General features: G+C 46.2%; 24 protein-coding genes. 19 read left to right on the top strand and 5 right to left on the bottom strand.

Annotation, left to right across the window (positions count from 1 at the left end; genetic code table 11):
- Positions 1–1362: 1362 nt before the first annotated feature.
- The 5 genes from ACOTX2_RS18740 to ACOTX2_RS18720 all read right to left on the bottom strand — a co-directional run bounded on the left by ACOTX2_RS18740 (position 1363) and on the right by ACOTX2_RS18720 (position 6842).
- Positions 1363–3783: an Ig-like domain-containing protein gene (locus ACOTX2_RS18740; protein ID WP_000681217.1), complete on the bottom strand. Its 2421-nt coding sequence runs from the start codon at positions 3781–3783 to the stop codon at positions 1363–1365.
- Between the two features lie 464 nt (positions 3784–4247).
- Entirely contained in the window at positions 4248–4835 is a 588-nt protein-coding gene (locus tag ACOTX2_RS18735) for a hypothetical protein (RefSeq protein WP_000491820.1), read from the bottom strand.
- Between the two features lie 43 nt (positions 4836–4878).
- Positions 4879–5142: a hypothetical protein gene (locus tag ACOTX2_RS18730; RefSeq protein WP_000149862.1), complete on the bottom strand. Its 264-nt coding sequence runs from the start codon at positions 5140–5142 to the stop codon at positions 4879–4881.
- Positions 5143–5235: 93 nt separating this feature from the next.
- Positions 5236–5997, bottom strand: coding sequence for a methyltransferase (locus ACOTX2_RS18725; RefSeq protein WP_001447802.1), 762 nt, complete (start codon positions 5995–5997; stop codon positions 5236–5238).
- An 80-nt stretch (positions 5998–6077) separates the two neighbouring features.
- Positions 6078–6842, bottom strand: a complete 765-nt coding sequence (locus tag ACOTX2_RS18720; RefSeq protein WP_000277498.1) for a hypothetical protein — start codon at positions 6840–6842, stop codon at positions 6078–6080.
- A 331-nt stretch (positions 6843–7173) separates the two neighbouring features.
- Between ACOTX2_RS18720 and ACOTX2_RS18715 the strand changes: the two genes are divergently transcribed.
- From ACOTX2_RS18715 to ACOTX2_RS18625, 19 genes are all read left to right on the top strand, one after another.
- Positions 7174–7689, top strand: coding sequence for a hypothetical protein (locus tag ACOTX2_RS18715; RefSeq protein WP_012695482.1), 516 nt, complete (start codon positions 7174–7176; stop codon positions 7687–7689).
- 103 nt (positions 7690–7792) lie between these two features.
- A complete protein-coding gene (locus tag ACOTX2_RS18710; protein ID WP_001251242.1) occupies positions 7793–8224 on the top strand; it encodes a hypothetical protein in 432 nt (143 codons plus the stop codon).
- A gap of 236 nt (positions 8225–8460) precedes the next feature.
- Positions 8461–8649: a hypothetical protein gene (locus ACOTX2_RS18705; RefSeq protein WP_001107529.1), complete on the top strand. Its 189-nt coding sequence runs from the start codon at positions 8461–8463 to the stop codon at positions 8647–8649.
- Between the two features lie 32 nt (positions 8650–8681).
- Complete coding sequence (locus tag ACOTX2_RS18700) at positions 8682–8933, top strand: hypothetical protein (protein WP_000115760.1); 252 nt, start codon at positions 8682–8684, stop codon at positions 8931–8933.
- A gap of 401 nt (positions 8934–9334) precedes the next feature.
- A complete protein-coding gene (locus tag ACOTX2_RS18695) occupies positions 9335–11725 on the top strand; it encodes an Ig-like domain-containing protein (protein WP_000694552.1) in 2391 nt (796 codons plus the stop codon).
- A gap of 433 nt (positions 11726–12158) precedes the next feature.
- Positions 12159–12629 (top strand): hypothetical protein, encoded by a 471-nt coding sequence (locus ACOTX2_RS18690; protein WP_000170639.1) that lies wholly within the window; start codon positions 12159–12161, stop codon positions 12627–12629.
- 49 nt (positions 12630–12678) lie between these two features.
- Positions 12679–12975, top strand: coding sequence for a type II toxin-antitoxin system RelE/ParE family toxin (locus ACOTX2_RS18685; protein WP_000581857.1), 297 nt, complete (start codon positions 12679–12681; stop codon positions 12973–12975).
- Between the two features lie 44 nt (positions 12976–13019).
- Complete coding sequence (locus ACOTX2_RS18680; RefSeq protein WP_000339750.1) at positions 13020–14165, top strand: hypothetical protein; 1146 nt, start codon at positions 13020–13022, stop codon at positions 14163–14165.
- A 405-nt stretch (positions 14166–14570) separates the two neighbouring features.
- On the top strand, positions 14571–14948 hold the full coding sequence (locus ACOTX2_RS18675; RefSeq protein ID WP_044704553.1) for a hypothetical protein: 378 nt from the start codon (positions 14571–14573) through the stop codon (positions 14946–14948).
- 91 nt (positions 14949–15039) lie between these two features.
- Positions 15040–15468: a hypothetical protein gene (locus ACOTX2_RS18670; protein ID WP_000069824.1), complete on the top strand. Its 429-nt coding sequence runs from the start codon at positions 15040–15042 to the stop codon at positions 15466–15468.
- Positions 15469–15532: 64 nt separating this feature from the next.
- Positions 15533–15790 carry a hypothetical protein gene (locus ACOTX2_RS18665; RefSeq protein ID WP_001290639.1) on the top strand — a complete coding sequence of 86 codons (258 nt, stop codon included), beginning with the start codon at positions 15533–15535 and terminating at the stop codon, positions 15788–15790.
- A gap of 155 nt (positions 15791–15945) precedes the next feature.
- Positions 15946–16554: a hypothetical protein gene (locus ACOTX2_RS18660; RefSeq protein WP_000833775.1), complete on the top strand. Its 609-nt coding sequence runs from the start codon at positions 15946–15948 to the stop codon at positions 16552–16554.
- A gap of 170 nt (positions 16555–16724) precedes the next feature.
- A complete protein-coding gene (locus ACOTX2_RS18655; RefSeq protein WP_000104393.1) occupies positions 16725–17975 on the top strand; it encodes a site-specific DNA-methyltransferase in 1251 nt (416 codons plus the stop codon).
- Between the two features lie 294 nt (positions 17976–18269).
- A complete protein-coding gene (locus ACOTX2_RS18650) occupies positions 18270–18590 on the top strand; it encodes a hypothetical protein (RefSeq protein WP_000834113.1) in 321 nt (106 codons plus the stop codon).
- A gap of 242 nt (positions 18591–18832) precedes the next feature.
- Positions 18833–19159, top strand: a complete 327-nt coding sequence (locus tag ACOTX2_RS18645) for a hypothetical protein (RefSeq protein WP_000556022.1) — start codon at positions 18833–18835, stop codon at positions 19157–19159.
- A gap of 65 nt (positions 19160–19224) precedes the next feature.
- Entirely contained in the window at positions 19225–19482 is a 258-nt protein-coding gene (locus tag ACOTX2_RS18640) for a hypothetical protein (RefSeq protein ID WP_001052325.1), read from the top strand.
- Positions 19483–19712: 230 nt separating this feature from the next.
- Positions 19713–20504: a hypothetical protein gene (locus ACOTX2_RS18635; RefSeq protein WP_000774871.1), complete on the top strand. Its 792-nt coding sequence runs from the start codon at positions 19713–19715 to the stop codon at positions 20502–20504.
- Between the two features lie 50 nt (positions 20505–20554).
- Positions 20555–20755 carry a hypothetical protein gene (locus tag ACOTX2_RS18630; RefSeq protein ID WP_022646497.1) on the top strand — a complete coding sequence of 67 codons (201 nt, stop codon included), beginning with the start codon at positions 20555–20557 and terminating at the stop codon, positions 20753–20755.
- A 1-nt stretch (position 20756) separates the two neighbouring features.
- Positions 20757–21623: IS5 family transposase (locus ACOTX2_RS18625; RefSeq protein WP_163528513.1), on the top strand; the 867-nt coding region annotated here is incomplete at its 3' end.

The following is a 21623-nucleotide window of genomic DNA, read 5'->3' as shown; positions in this document are numbered from 1 at the left end:
AGTGAGCCCAGCAAGTCACTACCGTTGTCATAGTCGTCCCGTTGAGCAGATCAACCTCTTAACTTACAGGATGACAACGGTAGTGAGCCTATTAAGTCATTACCGTTGTCATTGCCATCCAGAAGAGCGGATGATCCTCTCAATTCATACGGCGACAATGGCACTGAGCCCAGCAAGTCACTTCCGTTGTCATAGCCTTCCAGAAGAGCAGATGAGCCTCTTAATTAACAGGGTGACAACGGTAGTGAGCTCATTAAGTCATTACTATTGTCATGGCCGTACAGCTGAGCTGATCATCCTCTCAATTCACACGCCGACAATGGTAGTGAGCTATTAAAGTCACTACCATTGTCATAGACGTCCAGTTAAGTGGACCATCCTCTCAATACACACGGTGACAACGGTAGTGAGCCATTAGAATCACTACCGTTGTCATTGCTTTTCAGGTGCACTGATAAGGCTCTCAATAGACACGACGACAATGGCAGTGAGCAATTAGAGTCACTTCCGTTGTCATTGCTTTCAGCTGAGCTGATAAGGTACGTCATTTACACGATGACAATGGCAGTGAGCCAATCGAGTCACTACCGTTGTTAATGCCGACCAACCGAGGGAAGGGTCCGCTCAAAGAACTGAGTGACAACAGTAGTGAGATCATCCAATCACTACCATTGTCAGCTTAAACCTGTAGGACGAAGAGGCTTGTCCGATAAAATGACGACAATGGAAATGAGCCTATCCATCACTACCACTGTCATTAAAGTCCAGCGGTTCAACGTTAATCAGTAGCTCCGGATGACAATGGTTGTGAGTCAGGCAATTCCCAAGCATTAAGTGACAGCAGCGTAACACCTCTAAGCTCACTCCTGTTGTCAGGGGTTAGGGTATTGAGTCTCTACCGTCGTCAGTGTTTCTGAGACACCAGTATTGCAGATCACTACAATTGTCACTTAAGTATCGACGGGGGAATAGATGCAAGTGACTGGCTAACCAGTACCAGTTTAGATTCAAAACGATCCCATCTTTGTGGATGCACTTGAGTAAGCTCGTATGACGATATGTCAGAGAAGTGACAACGGGAGTGAGTTGCCGGACTCACTACCGTTGTCATCCCCGGTTGAAGGAAGAGGATCCCCGGGGCTGTATATTTACCGGGTATCCTTACTCAAGGGTTTCGACACTCACTCCCATTGTCGTAATCAACGAGTGTGCATTGTCTTTTAAAAGCATCGCTGGAAACGTACGATTAAAGTAACTTTTCTTTCGGTTCTTCCTTGCGAATCTCTGAAGACGTACTGGCTGATCGGAGTCAAGGAGGGCAGTAAAATTGAAGCCGTCAGTTTTACTGTCGGCTCCGGGTAGTTACTTCAACTCGTCGATCTGAATCATGAATTCTGAGGTGCCAACTTTCCCATTTTCGGAAGGATAAACGGGTAACAGAAGATTATCCCCCTGGCCCATATCTATTTGCACCTCAACTGACTCACCTGGAGCCGCCTGTGCCCCGTTAAATTTAATACCGAAGGCTGCATCCTTCCGCACAGTCAGCGTTGCGTTCTGGACCCCTTTAGCAATTTCTCCATTTGTCTTACGCAGAACGTTAGTGGACAGGTACGCAAGGGGTACGCCATCTGTCGTTTTGAGAGGCGAACTGACCGATAATGTGCGTAGATTATGTAACTGCACAAGGTTATTCGGTAGATAACTGAACTTCTGAGTATAGGTTTTGGTATTCGACTGACTATCGGCAACTGTTACGCTAATTGAATAATTTTCAGATGGTTCGAAATTTGGGAACAGCCTCGGATACTCAGGCATGTATGTATCTTTGCCTGCCGGTGACCACGTAAGCTCAACGTTATCAGCTGTGGGGCCACCTACGAGCTGAAGACGGGTTATCCTCGGGGTTGTCAGATTATCTGCCAGAGCGATCCTGAGGTTCTCCAGGCCGTACACTACCGTATCGTCTTTTACCGGCTTTCCGTCGAATGTTATGGCCACTGTCGGAGGAGTGTTATCCAGAGCAATTTCTCCGAAAGTTTTATTGGTCTGGTTCTGGAAGAAGTCCCTGATGTTGACCTCAACGTTGTATTTTCCTTCAGACTGACGGGATAAATCATAAGCAATCGTGTAGTTACCTGAGATACGAGATTTGATTACGCCTGTGGGTGACATCCGGGTACCGGTGTTCTTATCGGAAAGATAAAATTCCCTCAATGAGACCGAGTCGAACCAGTTACCATCGCCTTCAAGTGACGCCAGTACATCCAGCTGCTTGTTAGTCTCGTCATATGATATCGAGTTTATTACCGGCAGTTGTTTATTGTTCCAGCGTGTCATAATCCATTGCTCAGACCGCAAAATGGGATTGCTGATGCTGCGAACGAAGTAAAGGATCCTATTGTAGCCCTGGGTACCCAAGGCCATATCAAACGTCTCAGGCGCTTCACACGAGGTTTTTCCTGCCGGAATGGTGCAGGTCGCCTTACCGCCGATCTCTTGTGCAAAGGGCCGGGCTTCAACGTTAAAACGAAGTCGGGAAATTTTAATTGGCAGTCGTGATGAAGCCACACTCTCAAAATCCTTCCACTTAACCCAGTTCCCCTTATCATCGAGGAAATCTACCCAGGTACCCGCAAATGCAGGCGTTTGGTTTGCAGATGGGTTTAGAACGAGGCTGTATGACGGATAATACCCTCCCCACTGGCCAAAGTTCGCCATACGAGCCATATCCCCATTAATTGAGCCATAGGGAAGAGTCATTTCAACATAAGCATAAGTGCTGTCTACAGCTATCTCTTTGGGGGCGGAATATTGATTGATGAACTGAAGCCCACCTTCTGAATAAGCACGGTAGTTAGATTTTGGGATCCGGTAGACTAATCGAATAGGGTTTTCGTTAACGACCATACCGGCTTTGTAAGCCGGATAATTAGAAACCCCGGGTACGACGCTGGAAGACGTATTTGGATCATGAACGGCCCACAGTGTCATCTCACCCAGCGTGTTGTCGTAGCGAAATTTTTGAGTTGGCAGCGTTCGGCTATTACCTGCGTTATCGAAGATAACAACTTTTGCAGTAAAGTCTTCATCCAGGTTGCTGTCTGGTATTCCGGTTCCCTTAACTGAATTCTTAGAGTAAGTGTGGTACATCTTTTGGCCGGATACGTCATACTGCATCTGTGTAGTGCTGTAGAGGCTACCGTCCTGCCTGTAAATATATATTAGGCCCTTATCAATACCATTTGCATCACTTACGCCCGAAGAGGTGAAGTCATACTGCCCCGTTGCCTCTAATCCAAGCTTCCACACGTCACCAGCGGTAGAGCCAGAACCAGTATTAGCGGTAAGAGCATTTGCCGCTGGAGGGGTGACATCAATTAGCCAGTTATAGTTATAGGTCGCTACAGGCTTCTGATTGAGATCTAACACGTTTATCTGAACGACAAATTTGCCTTCACCCAAAGCAGGCAAAGTTACTTTTTTGCCGTAGAACTCACTACCGTCAGCAGCTGTTAGTCGGTCTGATACACCCGTCCGTGTAGTCGTAGTATTAAGAATGACAGTTCCAGTGTCTTTCGTGACTTTGACATTAACGAAACGATCAAGACCTGAAATAAGTGTCAAAGTTACCGGTGATGCCGGATTAAGCATAAGACGAGAAGACGGGGCGTGGATCTCAATACCGTTCGTGTCTTTAAAGGCCGATTCATATATCTGAGCTGGGGCCTGAACAGACATACCGAGTCCGGCTACAGCAGTAATAAAAGCGAGATGTTTCATTCTTATTCCCCTTTAGGTTTGGTGTTATTTTAAGCTTTTCCTAAAGGTCACTATGTTCGTAAAAGTATAAAAAACTTCTCCATATGGTGCTCGAAATTACAAATCTATAATTTGCCTTTCGACAAACCTTATTGTGCGTTCAGGACGGAAATCTTTCTTTTTGGAATTACATCTGACATTTCTGTGGTGTCCAAACTGGCAACGATTGCAAAACTTATAACATTAGCCTGAAACTATCGGCATCCACATATCGCATTAAGTGATGCTTTTACTTTGTGTAAAAAAGAATCAGGATAAATTAGGTATGTCAGATATAAATGCGTTAACGGACGGCATATATGAATCAAAACCTGGCGGCATTACGCCACCAGTCGAGAGGGGAGTGAACCTCAGTCAGTACGTCTACCTTCGTTCCGCAAGGCGCTTCTTGTTGTGAATTACAAACTGCCCTGGCGAGAACTGCATCATTTCACCCCTAGCAACACACGTGCCTCTTCAACGGTTTGCCAAGAAGGCATTGCTACGCCAGATTGAGTGCCGTTGCCCCTGCGCTCACCTGTGTCACATTCTACATAAAGACGCATCAGCATCGCTTCTGTTTCAGCGGCCCGGCTATTATCCATTACCAGTTCTGCTGCGCGTCGTAGCTGTTCTGGAATGTCATTCCACATTCCCGCACCACTTCTGTCTTTGTTAGTGAGCAAGTCTTCAATAGCAGATGAAGCCATGTTAAGCAGGTCAGCCGAAACTAAAGGCATCGGCGGGGCGGTATAGAGGATTCGACGTCTTCCGCGTCTGTCTGGATCGTATTTATCATAAAAAGCTTTGTTCACATCTTCCCAGTGCCACTGAAGTTGCCCGGTTGCGTCATGGTGGCAAAACTCGCACTGATAAACAGGCGCAATCGACATAACTGCCTTTCCAATACGTGCCAGTACAGCAACTTCGTCAGCTCTGAGACTCATTGCTTCGCTTGGGTTACTACCCTCGGCAAATTCCAAAATTTGTTCAATACGTTCTGGTGTGAAAGTGGTCATAGGCTTTGAAAACATATTTTTCCAGTTGTGCTTACCATATCATCAGGCATTAGGAGCGTTAGCGAATAATTAACAGGTCAGGACCAAAACTAAATCCTTCCCCCATACGGTCTTCATGACGGGAGACATATGCCTTACCGTATTTCTCCAGATCCTGTAAGCGATCTTTTGCCAGATTCCACGAGTATTCCTGGCCCCACACGGGTCCGTCACGCCCGTCAAAGCGGTCAGGTTTACAATTTGCTTTCAGAAGAGCGTAGACATGCTCCACCGTGGGTAGCTGCAAAGCACTATTAGCCTGAGAAACGGCAGTATGCGTCATTTCTGTTCACTCTTTATTGATTTAGTCAGTTAAGCCGGTCAGGTAACTTTAACCGGCTACTCGTATTAAGATTTCTTTCCGGTTGCTTGTCAGTTAGCGGCGAAGATCAATTTCAAGGCGGGCTGTTTTGACCTTTGTTCCGGACTCCCTAAATGTATCATCCGGAAGAGGCGAAATTTGTCCGCCAAGTTGTTTGACTCGCTCCCTGAGCGCTTTTGTCAGTGTGTCTTCCCGGAACAATACCCCAGCTGACAGAATGGCCTGTAAGCGACCTCGCTTAGCGAGCATTGCGATGGCATGCATGACATGTTTAACGTCAGAGCGTTTAAGGAATGGTGGATTCATAACGATAACATCAAAAGTTTCATCGGGCTGGTACCCAAGAAAGTCGGTATGCACCAGCTCGACTCCTGTGCTAAGGACACTATCGTTCTTCACTGCAAGGAATCGCTCATCGTTCAATTCGATCCCGGTAATCAATGCATCCGGAGCCGCCAGTTTTAAGGCTTTCAGAATGCGGCCATCACCAAACTCTGGCTCCAGTACACGCTCCCCGGCAGCTGGTTCAGCGCGTAGAACCATATCTGTGACTAAATTCTCAGGTGTAGGGAAGAAATTGAACAGATCTCGTGGGATGTCAACCGAACCTGTCAGAATGATTTGCTCGATACGCTCAGCTGCATCCGCCGTAAAAATATGTGCCTGCTCTTTTCGGTTCCATTTGCCACCGGCGGCTTCGAGCACTTTGTTTGTCTTAACATAAATGCTGCGGTCGAGCTGGTCGGCCAGGAAAAGAAAGTTCCCTTCAGCACGGCAGCGAGATAAGACGTTCAGAACTTCAGTTGAGATTTGCATTAAAACTCCATTAAGAGGATTTACCCGCCTGGCGGCAGCGGGTTGGTTACTTAAACGGGACAATTCAGATTTGGCCTTGGTTAGTCGGCAGACAACAGCAGGGATGGGCTGTTATAAGAGAAGCGGTCAACGGGAGCCTTATCAAATCGCTGACCGCTTGCATCAGGGGTCAGAACGAGTCCGTTATGGGCGCAATGAATGTGGAGCAACATATCCCCGCCGGTGTTGATGTGTAAGGCAGGCACACCCTGATCGATTTCGAACATGACACCAAAACAGGGGTTACCTTCCTTGTTAACAACTTCACAGTGGATGTTATGTTGGCCGGTAACGCTGACCTGATAGGCCTGACTGTCCTCTTCTGGCAGTGTTTCCTCCTCCAGGCGCCAGTCCTGAAGTGTGAGGCTAATTTCAGGGGTGTCATGCTCTTTCTGAAGAGCCTGGATACCTTTACGGAACAGCTGCATCATTTCAGGAGTAAGGCAGTCTTCCTCAGCTCCAAAATGTTCTTTCCAGCCTTCAGGATCTGCATACATCCAGACGTTTTTAGCGAGCGAAGGTAAGGAAGCATCAGGCTCTACAAGGAGGTGAGGGATGTTCTCTTTGATTCCGAGATAACGTACCGGCTGGCCATTAAGCGGTAACCCATCCGACACTGTAACTTCTGTTCCTGGCAAGACGACGCTGTTTACCAGACCTCCACAATGTTCGGCCACCACGCGGCCTAAATCTGCCATAAACATCCGATGCTTTTCTGGTGAGTCCAGCTCACCAAGGAGTTCAGGTTTAAGCAGTAAACCGGTAATAATCTCAGTCAGTTCACGAGGAGATACTAATTTATACATTTTGTTTTCCTTTTCTGTGTTGGCTTTATATTACCAATCCAGATGCACGAGCTAATAACCTCCAGACAACTTTTTCAAAAATTATTTACTTAAAGCAGGGTGCTAATATGCGCAAGAAATGAATTTAGGAAGGACGGCTTCAAATTTAACTTTTTGGTTTTTTATTTTAGACGGACTTTAAAATAGCATCGTTGATAAAATAATAAACATGGTTTGTTTTTTTGTTTGTATTGACAATCAAATGGGTATAAATTAATTTACTTACATGGCGTATATTTAACGCCACCGCCCCGGCGGCACCGGGCATAAAAGGAAAACCATTTTGAAACCGATGCTCAAAAAAGATTTTTTTTCAGCTATTGAAAACCTTCTCAAAGCTGGCTTTCAACCTCGCTTTTACACTGTTAACAGTGGCCGAATCGGTCTCATTACATTCACTGATAAAAATGGAACAAAACAGGTCGAACAGGTTTATTCCTGCACTTCTTTAGCCGCCAATACTTTTGGAAAGCGCTTCACCACTTGGTTAGAAGAAATTTTTCAAAAGCATAATGAAGAAAAAGTAGCTGATTCCGGGTTCGAGGTTGGTAGCCGTGTCTGGGATAAATTGATGTATACGTTGCGCACCATTTCAGAAATTCGTGCCGGGGGGGTGCTGGTGCTGGATAACGGTGCACAGCGTACACTGGATGAAGTGCAAAAAACGGCACCTGAAACAAACCAGGTGGAGCCAAAGGAAATCTCTTCACTTCAGGAGCTGCTGAACGCTTCCAAAAATCTGGAGCCGACTTCGCCTGAGCTAATTGCGGCTCTTAATGAGGCTCTGTCAACCGCCATAAAACGGTGAATGCAACGGCAGTCTGGCACATCAGGCCTTGTCAGAGATTAGGCCTGAAAAGCACTTACGTACCGATATAACACCTAATTCCCCTCTAAGGAGATTGCCCTAAATGGCGATGAATAAAAAAGAACAAGCCGCGTATGATGAGCTGGTGGCACAGGCCAGAATAAACCGCGCTTTACGCTGGTCTGACTATGGCGTTGAACGCGATATGCCCGTACCAGAGGTCTCGGGGGAATACCAAAACGGCTGGAGCTTCAACACCGCCACTGGCACTGTTTATCCGACATGGAGCGGAACTACGGTTCACGGCACACGGGAAGAGGGAGAGGTTGTCGATGCAACCTCCCGCCGCATGCGAGGCATGAATGGTAGCCAGAACGGCATACCACAATACAGCACCAAAGAACGCGCCCTGAAGGCATTACGCTGTTCGCTTGAAATCAAGTTTGCCATGCAGCTGGATGCCATAGATAAAGCTATCGCAAAAGAAATAGAGCTGTCCACCGCTCGCCGGGAGAGCGATACATCAGATGCCTAGCGGTAAACCATCAATTCAGGCCCGTGATCAGAGGGGCCTTAACGCCCTGAAAGAGGCGGTTCCAGCGACGGCACAACTACAGATGCGGGTTACCCCTGAACGTAAACTGCGTTACGTCAATCAGGCAAAGGCCGAAGGTCTGGGTCTAACAGACTGGGTCCAAAAGCATATGGATAACGTGTGTGATCTGGCAGGCCAGCCTGAAATAACCATGTACAAAGATGATGGAGAAACAAGTGGCCAAAAATAACAACAGTCTCAAACAGCATGTCTTCAATATGCTGTCGGCTGGCAGCGAACTTAAAGAAGTGAAGCGTTTTCTCACCAGCAAGCGAGTTAAAGCCCGCCTGGCAGTGTCAATGATCCACGAGCAGGCGATTGCTGTGCAGAACACTGAATACCAGAATTATCCGGCTTATAGCTAACTGGTAACAACAATTACAGAGAGATACTTAAAATGAGCGTAAACCCAGAATACACCAGGGTTCAGCATGTCCAGATTATTCGCGAGCGAGATGGGCAGAAGGAAGTTGTTCGAGTCTATGATGAAGATGGCGACGTGGTTCTGTGTTTACCTGCCTACATTCAAGATGAGGAAATAAATCTTATTCTGCGCCGGTTGAATGACGTATATTCAGTCGGATATCGTGTAGGTGATGCAGCCCGCCGCCGCGCCATCAAAAAAGCGCTGGGGGATGATGAGGAGTAAGGCCATTTTTACTGGCAAGATATCTGTATACCGGAGTCTTTAGAGTACGTTCTAATGGCTCCGGATTATTAATACTGTTTTACTCATGCAATAAAAAGCAAACCAAAATTCTTTCGCTAATTCATTTTTAAATGCTCAAATCATTAAATGTAAGGAGCGTTATTTATCAATAGGTATGGCGTTCTTAATGGCTATTAAGCTAGTTCTGCTTTCGCTTGCTTCTGGAAATTAGGGAAACCTAATTTTACCCTATCAAAAAGTAACTTTTCTGGTTTTGTTGCATTCACGTAAACAAAAAAGTCCCGCCGGGCAGAAAAGAAAAACATCAAAAATAGCTATTTTCCCGAAAAGATCACGAACACTGAAAAAGTATCATGGGGAACCTGATCAGGAGACAACCCATGAAAATCAAACTAGCCCTGCTTATTGCATTTGCAGGTTTCAGCGCAGGAGCTTCCGCTGAAATCGCAGAATTCAGCTTTAAAGATACCCTGAACGTTAAAAAGACCGTATCGCCTGCATCCGTATGGATTAATCCGGTAACGAGCTTTGACGTTGCCGTTATTTCCGGTCTGGACCGTTATATTACGCTCAGTCTGCTGAAAAGTGACGGGAGCCTCATCTGGAGCACGAAAAGCAGCCTGGTTACCGTTGATGACCGTACCACATCTTCGACAGGCTTTGATTATTACGGCAAGACTCTGACCGTACCAGCGATGGGAGAAGATAGCTTCACCCTCAGAGAGGTGATTACCGACTTGCAAGGGAAGGAGGTCTCCCGGCAGGATTACCCGCTTGCAATTGACCGAACGCCTCCGGCAACGGGTACCATAAGTTATACGAGAAATGGGTGGAACTTTGGCAGCGAAGCGATCTTCACTTCAGTACCAGCCGGTATGCAGTACGCCAGCGTCCAGGCACTGGTCTTTAATGGACTGAGTGATAAAGGTTCCGGGCTTGCTAATGCTGAATATTTCATAACCGATGCCGCTGGAGTGGAGCGTAAAAAGCCAGCGGAAATTAATACAGTGGAAGGTAGCGTAACCGTTCAAGTCGCCGACGCAAGCAGCAATGCCCTGGCACCGGAAAACCGCTCTGAATATAAAGTGGGGATCTACCTTTATGACAAAGCGGGAAACAGGAGCGAACTAAGCCGCCGAAGCGTAATTGATCGGGTTAAGCCTGACGATATCATCCAGGTGCAGGACGCCACTACCGGATCATGGGTCTCCTATCAGTCTGGCATGACCGTCTTCCAGAACCCTATTTCCGTACGGGTATTAAGGAAGAAAAGTGACTTTACTGCTGTTAACGGTTCCAAATATGGCTGGGCGGACTCGAATTTCCAGACGTCCGATAGCACTTATAATATCTATACTTTCAAATACATATATCCAAATGTGGGGGATACTTATCATGAATTTCAGACTCTGGCGGGAGGAGTAAGACGAATTCATCATAACTCCCTCAACTTCACTCCAGCCCCGGCGATGGAAATAGCCCCGAAGATAGTGGCTAAAGAGATGTACCGGAGTGATACCAGTGAGTGGTTAACTCAGGCCTCAATCAGCGTTAAAACCGCCACCATTAGCCGCATAAAGGTAACCGCAGAACCCCGACCATACGTGCAAAAGTTCAGAACGGTAAAAAATGCAGCCTGGTTCTGCACTATTCCTGTCGGACAAAGTTCATGCGAGATGACGGTTAACTTCAACTACACCAGTGACAAAGGATTTGAGTATCTGCATCTTTACTCGGGAAAAGATGGTGACAGCATATTCGATGCGCTTGCTGGTAATTTTACGGTTATCTGGGATAACAACCCACCGGTGGTTAATGTCGCTCAGGTAAACAAGGCCTCCAAGACAATCACTATGACGGCCACCGATAATGATCGCGTCAACGCCTGGAACATCAGCTACTGGGATACCAAAGTTTTCGAAGCCACCCTTAAAAATGCCCGGGGGGAAACTTTCACCCTGAAGCCTGTGACTGTCAGTGAAAGCGATTATAAAACCAAAAACGCCACTTTCTCATACGCTGGTCTACCGGACGGGGATTATACGGTTGTTAGCGTGTCTGCCACGGATCTTGTTGGAAACACAGGAACCAAAACGCTTAATGCACCGCTGAAAATTGACTCAACGCTTCCGGTTATTGCGTTCAGCTTTAATGGCGCAGACGCAGAAGGAAAACTGGTTAAAGGGCTTGAGAACCTACGCATAAGCGTTACTGATGCCTCTGGGGATGCTTCCCTGATATCGCTTCAGCTCGCTGGTGGACCTAACTCTGAAAAGGTCACCCTTGCATTCACGCCGCTATCCAAGGATGTCTTTATTCCTGAATACCCCAGAATCTTCCCCAATACTGACGAATCGGGACAGATGTATCATCTGGAGGCTCTGGCTATTGACGAATCAGGTAACCGGACCACTAAAACGCTTAATTTTACCTACCAGCCAGCTAACCTGATTATGCTGGATAATCTCAAGACGCTGGCCACAGCCGTAGCACTGAAAGCAACGGACAACACGCCGCTGGCCATCATCCGAACCAGTGTGTTGCGTCGTCAGGACGGTTCTATCATTACCGGACAGTTAAACGGAACCCTGACTGTTCAGAAAAACGCCCAGTTCGGCGTTACGGTTGCCGGAGTTACGGTCCAGCCTGGTGAAACTAAATCGCTGTCACTGGATCTTGGTAATGGTGAAGAGCGCACATATCCCGTTACTCCCGCTGTAAGTGGTCAATCTGGCACGGCCACATTTACTATAGAATTCCCTCAAACATAAACCCTACACAAGGGTACGGTAGTATGCCGTACCCTGTTACGCCATCCTCAATGTAAAATGTAGAGTTGAGCATGACTTAATTATTACTTTCTCATTAAGTGTCTCTTAAACTGCAAACGGGAAAGTAATATTCCCGAGACGGGAAGGACTCCTTCCTTTTGGTTATAATCTATGATGCTAAACTGTGTAATTACACCGGAACAATGTCCTCGTTTAAATCGCTGGCACCAGTACATGATTTATCCATGAATGCTTTTTGATGCAATTTTACTTCAGAATGCTCTTAATTTTTTAAACAAATTATATTTGAATCCTTCGTGTATAAATTTGCAGCCCCTCTCTCAATGTTTTTTTAAAATATTTACTCTCAGGTTATTAGCCAGTAGATTCATTCTGTCATGATTACTCCAGAACTAACCGGAGGAATCACATTATGACCAAATATTATGATCGCAGTGGAATTGAAATCTCCAGCGCAAAAATCCGCTGTGTTGATTCTGTAAAAGGTACTGCGGAATATACTTTTCGTATTGTTTGCGATAAATGCAATGGGCGGGGAGAGCGTAAGCATTTTTATAGAAGTCGCTGTATGGCTTGTAAAGCCACGGGTTACAGCCTCGAAACGACCCGTACTGCTTACACGCTGAATGCGCTGTACCGCATTAATGCGCAAGCTGCCCGCAAAGTGTCAGCATCCCTGCAAGACGAGCGTTTAAGGACTGAAAGCGCCCACAGTTCTGCGTTCACAGCATGGTGCAGGTCTCATCAAAAAATGGTTGATGCAATCACCCAACAATCCAGTAGTAATAATTTTCTGGAAAGCCTTAAGTCTTCTTTAACCCACCAGCGTCAGTTAAGTGATAAGCAGCTGGCAGTTGCCGCCCGCATTTTAGGTATTCATTAATTCAAAGCCCTTTTAATTTAATTTTAAGGTCAATTATTACGGAGGAACTATGATCCATTCATTTAAAGACAGACGGCTTGAAAAGTTCTTCCGTAATGGAAAAACAACGGCAGGTATTCCTTCTGAAATTATTAACGCGATTCTGTGTCGACTTGAAACGCTGGATAATGTCCAGAGTGAGCGGGAGTTATTATCCAACAGCTTGCGTTATGAACGCTTAAGAATGACGTCAAACCGTTATTCCTCCATTCGAGTAAACTCTAAGTATCGATTATTCTTTGAATGGAATGATGGCGCACATAATGTTCATTTGTCTGCACATGACTATAAATCGCTCATCCATTAAGGTTAAAAATGAAGCTATTTTCAATTTCATCCCGGGATACAAGCATGGACGCGATGTTTTATATCCAGGCCAGTACTAAACAACAGGCAAGTTACATATTTAGTACCCTTTCCCCGAAGCCTACTGCGAACTGCCAGCTTACAGATTTGCAGAATGAGACGGTCGTCCCTTCCATAAGCCCTATTTCGCTTTCACTTAACCCCTGGTCGATCAATTCCCAGTCCCGAACCCGGGAACTGCGTATGGCCACGCATGGTCTTAACCTGATCTGTGCAGTCACGGATGAGCATACCCGTCAGATAGTTGACTTTTGCGATAACCTTGGACAGCAGCTTAAGGATCCGGACGACAAAAGCGCCTGGGTTAAGCTCATTAATTCTGAATGCGCTTTGCTTAATTCTCCGCGTCTCTATCCCGTTCTGCTTGAGCCGGATACACCGGCACAATTTGAAATCTTTGTGCCAGCTCCGGAAGATGGAGAACACGACACGGTCATAGCCAGCGTTGTTAAAGAATGTTTCGGAGATGAATGCCGGTACAGAGTAACGGACAAAGCTTTTGCAATGTCGGAAAAGCCAGTCATCAGGCTGGAAGCTCATTTCAATGACAAACGCGAAAAGGTTTTAGAACTGACCTTTTCCTGTTTCAATCTTTCACTCTCAGCGTCCGTGCATGAAAACCAGCTACGTCAGATTTTGTTACTTTGCGAAGACTTTGGCGTAAGGCTTCAGGGTAGAGCAGGGGCATCCTGCCACGTTAATATGCGCAGTGCTTACCGTCGTCTTGCTCATGTTGGCACCGGCTCTCGCCCAGGTGATGACAGTGATGTGCGGGTCTATACCTCGTTAAAAGAAGAAAAAGATGTTAAGAGGCTGCTTGATAAGTCAACCAGGGGAAGTGAGCTTGTACCGGCGAGGCACGGGCAGCAGTTTAACGGGGTCTTAGTGAATGCCACACCCGCATCGGCCACTACTGGTTTCATTTACCTTTCGCATGATTTTCCGGAAGGCCAGTTTATGATGACAGCCGAGGTGTTGCATGTTGGAATTACACCAGGCGGTATTTACTACATTGAAACACTGGACGGTTACCGGTTTATCGTGACAGCGTTTGAGAAGGGATTAATGAACGGTTTGAGGGAGTTTATAGCTGCAAATGAGGAATATTTTAAGTATTACCGCTGGTCTTAGTATCTGAGCTGAAACCGGTAGGCCAGGGAAGGCAACCGGGAAAATGCAATTTAACCTGATCCTATACCTACGACTATCTTTATCCACTTATAATAGCCTCACCAAATTATAATGCCCGATCACCGCATTTGCTTAAACCTCACATATTCTTCTTATGCTTCCCCTGATAATCTACGACCGAAAGACAAAGGAAAGTGAATACGAAATAAGATTTATGAGCACATAAAAGTTACTTTTCCTTGGTGGCACATCACAAACATTGTGGGTTTCATAATCCTTTTTGTTATTTAAAAAGGATGTGTTCAATTCTAATTAAAGGTGGTATTTTTTTTGAAAGTTTGCTGGGAGGTTATTAGCTGGGGGGATGGGTAACAGTATAATAAGTACAGATGAAAAGGAGGTTTTATGAAAGCGTTAGACGTGGTTTCAACTCAACTCAACTTTATTAATCTGTTGGATCAGGCAGGATATGCTCTTTCAGAAATTATTGTAAAACGCTTCAGTGCTGCACCAGCCTTTAACGAAGGGCACTGGTTGTTCATTGCAGAGCAGGATAACCGCTACATTGAAGTGGTCTGTATTCTCTCTTTAGCTTCAGAAAGCGGAGAGCAGCATATTGATGTTTTTATTAATATGTTCGAAGACCCGATTGATGATGTTATTTCACGAAACATTGAAACCAAAACCTTTGCGACGCTTTATAAATACATTGAACGTATACCTTTTACTCCGGGTGTAAAGAAAGAATTCTTGAGCAGTATTGAGAACATCAATTTTAGTTAATCAAAAACCACAACTTTTTGCCACCAAGTTATTAGGTAATGCTATCAACCTGATATAATTACCTTAACATGAATATGAGCGGAGCCGGGTTATGTCTAATAATACTGAAGTCATTAGCTGTGATTTATTTTCAACTCTATCTTCACTTAATTTTAGCACCGAGGATATTACAGGTTTGACTCCGGCCAACTTTCGAAAGGGAGCTTTCTTACATGCAAAAATTTCTGCTAGCCAGGCCACGCGAGCGACTGATATTTCCATTCAATTACTCACGGATCGTGTTTCAGGTGAAATGAACTACGTAATAGTAATTGGCAGGCACGAAGGACTCCTGCAAAGCGAAGCAATTGACCCAAACGCTGATAAGCAATACCGGGAAAACCGTTATTCTCGCCATTTTATCTCAGTAACCGATGCCAATACCAAAGCCCTGAAAAAAACCTGCAAGGTAATGAAAACATATATCAAAGAGCAGGCATTTAAGCCTAACACCTGGGGGCACAGTTTCATTAAGGGTTGATTTATTCTTGCCCCGGTGAGCCGGGGCAACGCTAAATTAACCTCAAACTGTGCTGGAGGCACAAATGTCTGAAAAACACTTTATCGTTAAAATCCAGAACCGAAACGGCGACCATGAGAATAGCTATGTTCGGTTACTCGTCAGCGATTGTGAGAAAAATGCTTGCCAGACGGCACTCATTTCAGAGTGCCATGGCGAGCTTGAACAGCTGAGTTTTGAAGACGGTGGGGTTTACGACTACAACGGCGAAAATCACTACAGTGTCAGGAGCTGCGTGGAGGTTGCTCCAGAAGACGTTGCAACTTTGCAACGCTTCCTTTAACACCTGCGACATTTGATTAAATATCGGGCGTCCGCTACAGGATGCCCGTGATTTAAACGATTCCTCAAAGATCGCTGTCACTCCTGATAACTGTATTAAGAGCAGGTTTGTGATAGGTTCAGCGTAACAACATTACTGGAATTTTGGTTGCCTTGATGAAGAGCTGCTTTTCTGATTTACCCGTTAAAGACGGCACGTCCGGAACCTGGAAACTGGACACATTCGAAATTACCGCAGATAAGGCGATGAGCCTCGCCCTTCGTGCCGAGTATACAGGTAATACAGACGAGTTTATCCCGCCCGGTAGATATCGGCGTTTGTCCAACGGCTGGGATGTGGTGATGTCCAATACCCCGATGGAGATCAGAACCTGCCAGGATTTTTTAGAGCGAGCCACCGGGCGCGTGCTCATTAATGGTCTTGGTCTGGGGATGGTGCTTCACGCCATTCTTCAAAAAGAAGATGTAACCCATGTAACAGTAATTGAAAAAGAACAGGACGTTATTAACCTCGTTGCGGCCTCGTTTGCAAACGATCCTCGCGTTGAAATTATCCATGCTGATGCAATGATGTATTGCCCACCAGCAGGCGTCACGTACAACGCATGCTGGCACGACATATGGCCAGACTTCGCAACAGCTAACCTCTCACAGATGGATAAGCTGGAAATTAAGTACCGGGACATCTGTGAATGGCAGGGCTCGTGGGGCAGGGAGGAGTGTGAGCAAAAGCACATTGAGTTTCAAAATCTTGGGGCTGATTGAGTACAACTTTTGAAGGTGTCTCCGCTAAAGAAGACTGGGTCTCTTTGCGCATGCCCAGCTGTGCTGCATGACCTGACAAAGCCTATAAATAAACAGATCGGTTTGATTTAGTAATCCCCCTTCCAACCATCAGGCCGATATTTAAACTGCATCTCCATTAAGGATGGCTGATGAGCACGATTTCTACGGATTTAATTGCACGGATCTACGCAGCCTCCGAATTGCCGTTGAGCAACGACGAGCTTTATCGCGAAGTGCAGCGTGAAACTGGCATGTCGGATGCCGAATTGCACGAACTGAAAGAATTTGGGTCAGATAAAACCAGAACCAGCGGCGTCAAACACAAAGTACGCTGGTTTCAGCAGACTCTTCGGCAGGCCGGAGTCATCGAACGCGTTCCAGAAAAACGGGGCGTCTGGAGATACTCCTCTAAGACGAAAACAAACCTACACGAGTCATGGGAAAAGCTCTGTGTTGTCGGTTTCTCAACTTCTCTTGGGGCATCGGTTTTTGGAAACGCCTATGCCTTCTTCAGCAATATCACAGAGCAAATTCATCTTTGCCTGACCTCGCCGCCTTACCTCCTTCGAAATTCAAGAGACTACGGGCATGGCGGGGGGCGTGGCGAGCAGGTTTATATTGACTGGCTTCTGCGTATCCTCGAACCGATCGTGAAACAGCTTGTACCCGGCGCAAGTGTGGCATTGAATATCACTCAAGATAGCTTTAATAGGGGCAGGCCTTCACGTTCTCTGTATCTGGAGCGTCTGACACTGGCATTATGTGACAAGCTGGGGCTTGAGCTCATGGACAGGCTTCAGTGGGTGAATCGCAGTAAGCCCCCATCGCCAACGCACTGGGCATGTAAGCAACGAGTGCAGCTCTGCTCATCGTATGAGCCTGTGCTGTGGTTTACCAATGATGCGAGTAAGGTTCGTTCAAACAACTTACGTGTACTGCAACCGCATTCAGAGCAGCATCTTAAATTGCAGGCAGCAGGCGGTGAAAATCGCACGACCTTTTATGGTGATGGGGCGTACCAGCTTAAAAGCGGATCCTTTGGAAATAAAACAGAAGGAACGATCCCCAAAAATACTTTGTTTTACGGCAATAGCTGCGCTGATACGAGATTTTGCCATTCCATTGCCCGCGAGCTAGGTTTTCCGCTGCATGGTGCAACGTCTCCTACCAGGCTTGCAGCGTTTCTGATTGAGTTTTTGACAGAGCCGGGAGATCTTGTTGTAGATCCCTTCGCTGGCCTGCATAAAGTTCCCATCGCAGCCGAGCGACTTGGCAGACGTTGGCTGGCGACGGACAAAATCATGGAATGGCTGGCGATTTCCCGAAACCTTTTTACGGCCGCACCGGGATATAAGAGTAACCCCATGCTGGACGAGCTCGCCGAACTGTATCGGGCTTAATGCAAGTTAACGGTTTTGATAAAGTGGTTTGAAGCGACAAGCGGTTTATTCATTTTGCATTGTTTCTACCATAAAATGACAATATTAACGGCTTAGCATACGCCGCAGAGATAATTAGGGTGCCATTCATTTCCGGTTGTCTGTATTAACGAGTGTATTCAATATTCACTTGTTTCTCCGATATAGACCCAACAAAAAAAACTGATGGTTGTGATACAGAACTTGTTGAATTAACATCCGGTACATTAACTATATTGGTAATTTAGACGGTTTCTAAATTAAAGGTGGACAGATATGAAGTCAGATACAGAAATGGTTTCTCCTATCGAGTTGCACATTGGCGATCATGTCCAGCGGCATGGTGCTTTATTTGAGGTTATGCATATTGTTGAATCCGAATGCGATATTCCCGGCGGCATCCGGGTAGCAGCATGCATTTCACGGGTTATCGGTGACGTTACGGGCAATATTCCTCGTGGTTGGCTGGAAACACCGAAGCGTATGGCTGAGCGAGGAGTTAAGTGGGCGACGAGTCTGCCTGAGGGGCTTTACTTTAACATCCAGGGGAACGCACATGCGAAAGTAAGCCGGGTTATTCGTAATGTGACTAATTGAAACTTTTTTCTGAATTGCGGTGTAAAAGTTACTTTTCACCGCATCGTTTTCCCTAACTACTAAATCAGAGCTTCTCTGAAATAAGCGGATTTAACCGCTAGCGATTTATTCAGGCCATTTTATTCTAATCATTATCCTACACTTCAAAAATATTCATTATTTTTTCTTCTGACCTATTAGCCAGAATTCTCGATTCGGTATCATTTACTTACGGTAAATCTTTTGAAAACGAGGTAAATGGCATGCATTCTCAGGATCCTATCACGAAATTAACCCAGACGTTGCAACGCGACGATGGTTCTCAGGTTCGTATTGTAGCGCAGCGGGGATATGGAAGTGGGCTTACAGCCTCGCTTGATGTGTACGTTCTCCGTCGTGATTCCTCTGAAAGCAACTGGTCACTGTGCGGAAAAGATCCTCACCCAGAGTGGAGAAAGATGTCAGTAGATGAGTATCAGAAATTTGGACGCTCTGAAATGCTGCGTTATGCCACACCAGGTGAAATTCTCAGGGTGGCATCCGCTATTGGCCAGCCAATGAGCTTCCTCGATGGCAACCCTGCGTTTTAGCCCGAACCCTGGCGACGCCTTTTAAACCGGCGTCATTCTTTTTACGAGCAACAGACGGAGAAAAAATGAATCTGAACGAACGAAGCACGAGCGCAGCAACGCCAGATTTGAGCCGACTTTATCTCATTTCCGGGCGCATTATGTTTGATGATGATGATCAGGCCTACCTGGTCGAAGCCGACTCCCCTGGTGATGCAGAGGAGGCTTTCCGGCATCATATTGCTGACAGTGCCGACGACTTAGAAAAGGTGATTATAGTTTCCTCTACAAGTTTCGCTTCAGCTCACAGCAGTCGCGTAATTTGTCGGCCTGCCGTGAAGTAATTTCAACTTCCAATGATATTTCCCTCTTTATAAAAGCCGCCGTCTGGCGGTTTTTATTTGCAAAAAATGAATATTAATCCTGAATGATATTAATTTAAGATGAGGTAGTGTTCATATTCTTCTTCTTAATATTTTTTCTAAAAAAACGCCTTCAGGTTATTAGTTGGTATTAGTGTATTTGTTATGATCTTCTCATCAAATACATTAATTAAATAATCAAGGAGTCAACTGTGGCAGATAATTATACTCAGGCGTCGTTTATTATTCCCTGCACTCAGGAGCAGGCAAAAATGGCACAAGAAGCAATCACATTCGTTACCGAAGCAGAAATTGCAGAAGGTGAGCGTTTGCTTGATAAGCCACTGACAGATTGTTCTCTGACTGAGAAGCTGATCCTCAGTATTATCGAGAACCACCCTGAGTATGACCCTTCTGAGCCGAGCTTTGGGCAACCATCCTGCCCAGACTGCAATTATGAACTGTTGTTCGCAACAGAAGTTACCAGCAGTGGGCTGGCAGTTTTTCATGGAGAGACCATTGATCTTGACCATGCAATTTGCCTCACAACTGCCGTGCTGTCGGTATTCGACCTCTCGGAAATGGTAACAATTACTGCTGCATTTACATGCAGTAAAAGCCGGACAGATGAATTTGGGGGTATGACTATTCTGGTCACAAAGGATACCCACTATTACCAGGATGGCTGTCAGTTTTCTCGTCTCATGAATGAGGCTCACAAAGCCGGTATCCAGTATGCTCTGTGTAAAGTGACGCATTACCACGGTGAGAGCAGCTATGTGGCAAGCTATGTCCTGAGCTGCGACGTAGCGGATTCAGCCCAGGAGGTCGTTAACAAACGACTGAAGGCATGTGCCGGAAAAGAGCCAGAAGACGGAATCTATATTCTGTGTGAAGAAGACAACACTAGTCTTTCGGTCGAACTCGTTACAGAACTGTCTCCGCTCGATTACGACAAGCTGAGCAAGCTTCTCCCTTCCCTTGACACCCTTTGCGGCGCTTAAGCCTGCCAATTACCGTAGCCACCGGTTTCCCCGGTGGCCTGGAGCCTGCCATGACCAATAAATTCATAGTTTCTACCGTTGATTGTATCAATGAATTTGCAAGTGACGTTCCGCAGAGTGTTTCCTTACGGATAGATACAATGCTTGAACAGCGTATCCGCAAATTGGCGGCATACGTGAAAGAAAACGATCTTCATTTAACTGAGTTTTACTTCTATGAGGCTTTGTTGAATAAATCGAACTTTTGCTGAGTTGAAGGATCAGATCACGCATCTTCCCGACAACGCAGACCGTTCCGTGGCAAAGCAAAAGTTCAAAATCACCAACTGGCCCACCTACAATAAAGCCCTCATCAACCGTGGCTCCATAACTTTCTGGCTGGATGATGAAGCTATTCAGGCCTGGTATGAGTCGGCAACGCCTTCATCACGGGGAAGACCTCAGCGCTATTCTGATCTCGCCATCACCACCGTTCTGGTCATTAAACGCGTGTTCAGGTTGACCCTGCGGGCTGCACAGGGTTTTATTGATTCCATTTTTACACTGATGAATGTTCCGTTGCGCTGCCCGGATTACACCAGTGTCAGCAAGCGCGCAAAGTCGGTTAATGTCAGTTTCAAAACGTTCACCCGAGGTGAAATCGCGCATCTGGTGATTGATTCCACCGGGCTGAAGGTCTTTGGTGAAGGCGAATGGAAAGTCAAAAAACACGGCAAAGAACGCCGTCGTATATGGCGAAAGTTGCATCTGGCAGTTGACAGCAACACACATGAAATCATCTGTGCAGACCTGTCGCTGAACAATGTGACGGACTCAGAAGCCTTCCCGGGTCTTATCCGGCAGACTCACAGAAAAATCAGGGCAGCATCGGCAGACGGCGCTTACGACACCCGGCTCTGTCACGATGAACTGCGGCGTAAGAAAATCAGCGCGCTTATCCCGCCCCGAAAAGGTGCGGGTTACTGGCCCGGTGAATATGCAGACCGTAACCGTGCTGTTGCGAATCAGCGGCTGACCGGGAGTAATGCGCGGTGGAAATGGACAACAGATTACAATCGTCGCTCGATAGCGGAAACGGCGATGTACCGGGTAAAACAGCTGTTCGGGGGTTCACTGACG

It is taken from the genome of Enterobacter cloacae complex sp. IR5412 (genome assembly GCF_049237385.1).
GTDB classification, from domain to species: Bacteria; Pseudomonadota; Gammaproteobacteria; order Enterobacterales; family Enterobacteriaceae; genus Enterobacter; species Enterobacter intestinihominis.
Note: the sequence above shows the minus strand (reverse complement) of the source record. Positions and strands in the feature narration are given on the sequence as shown.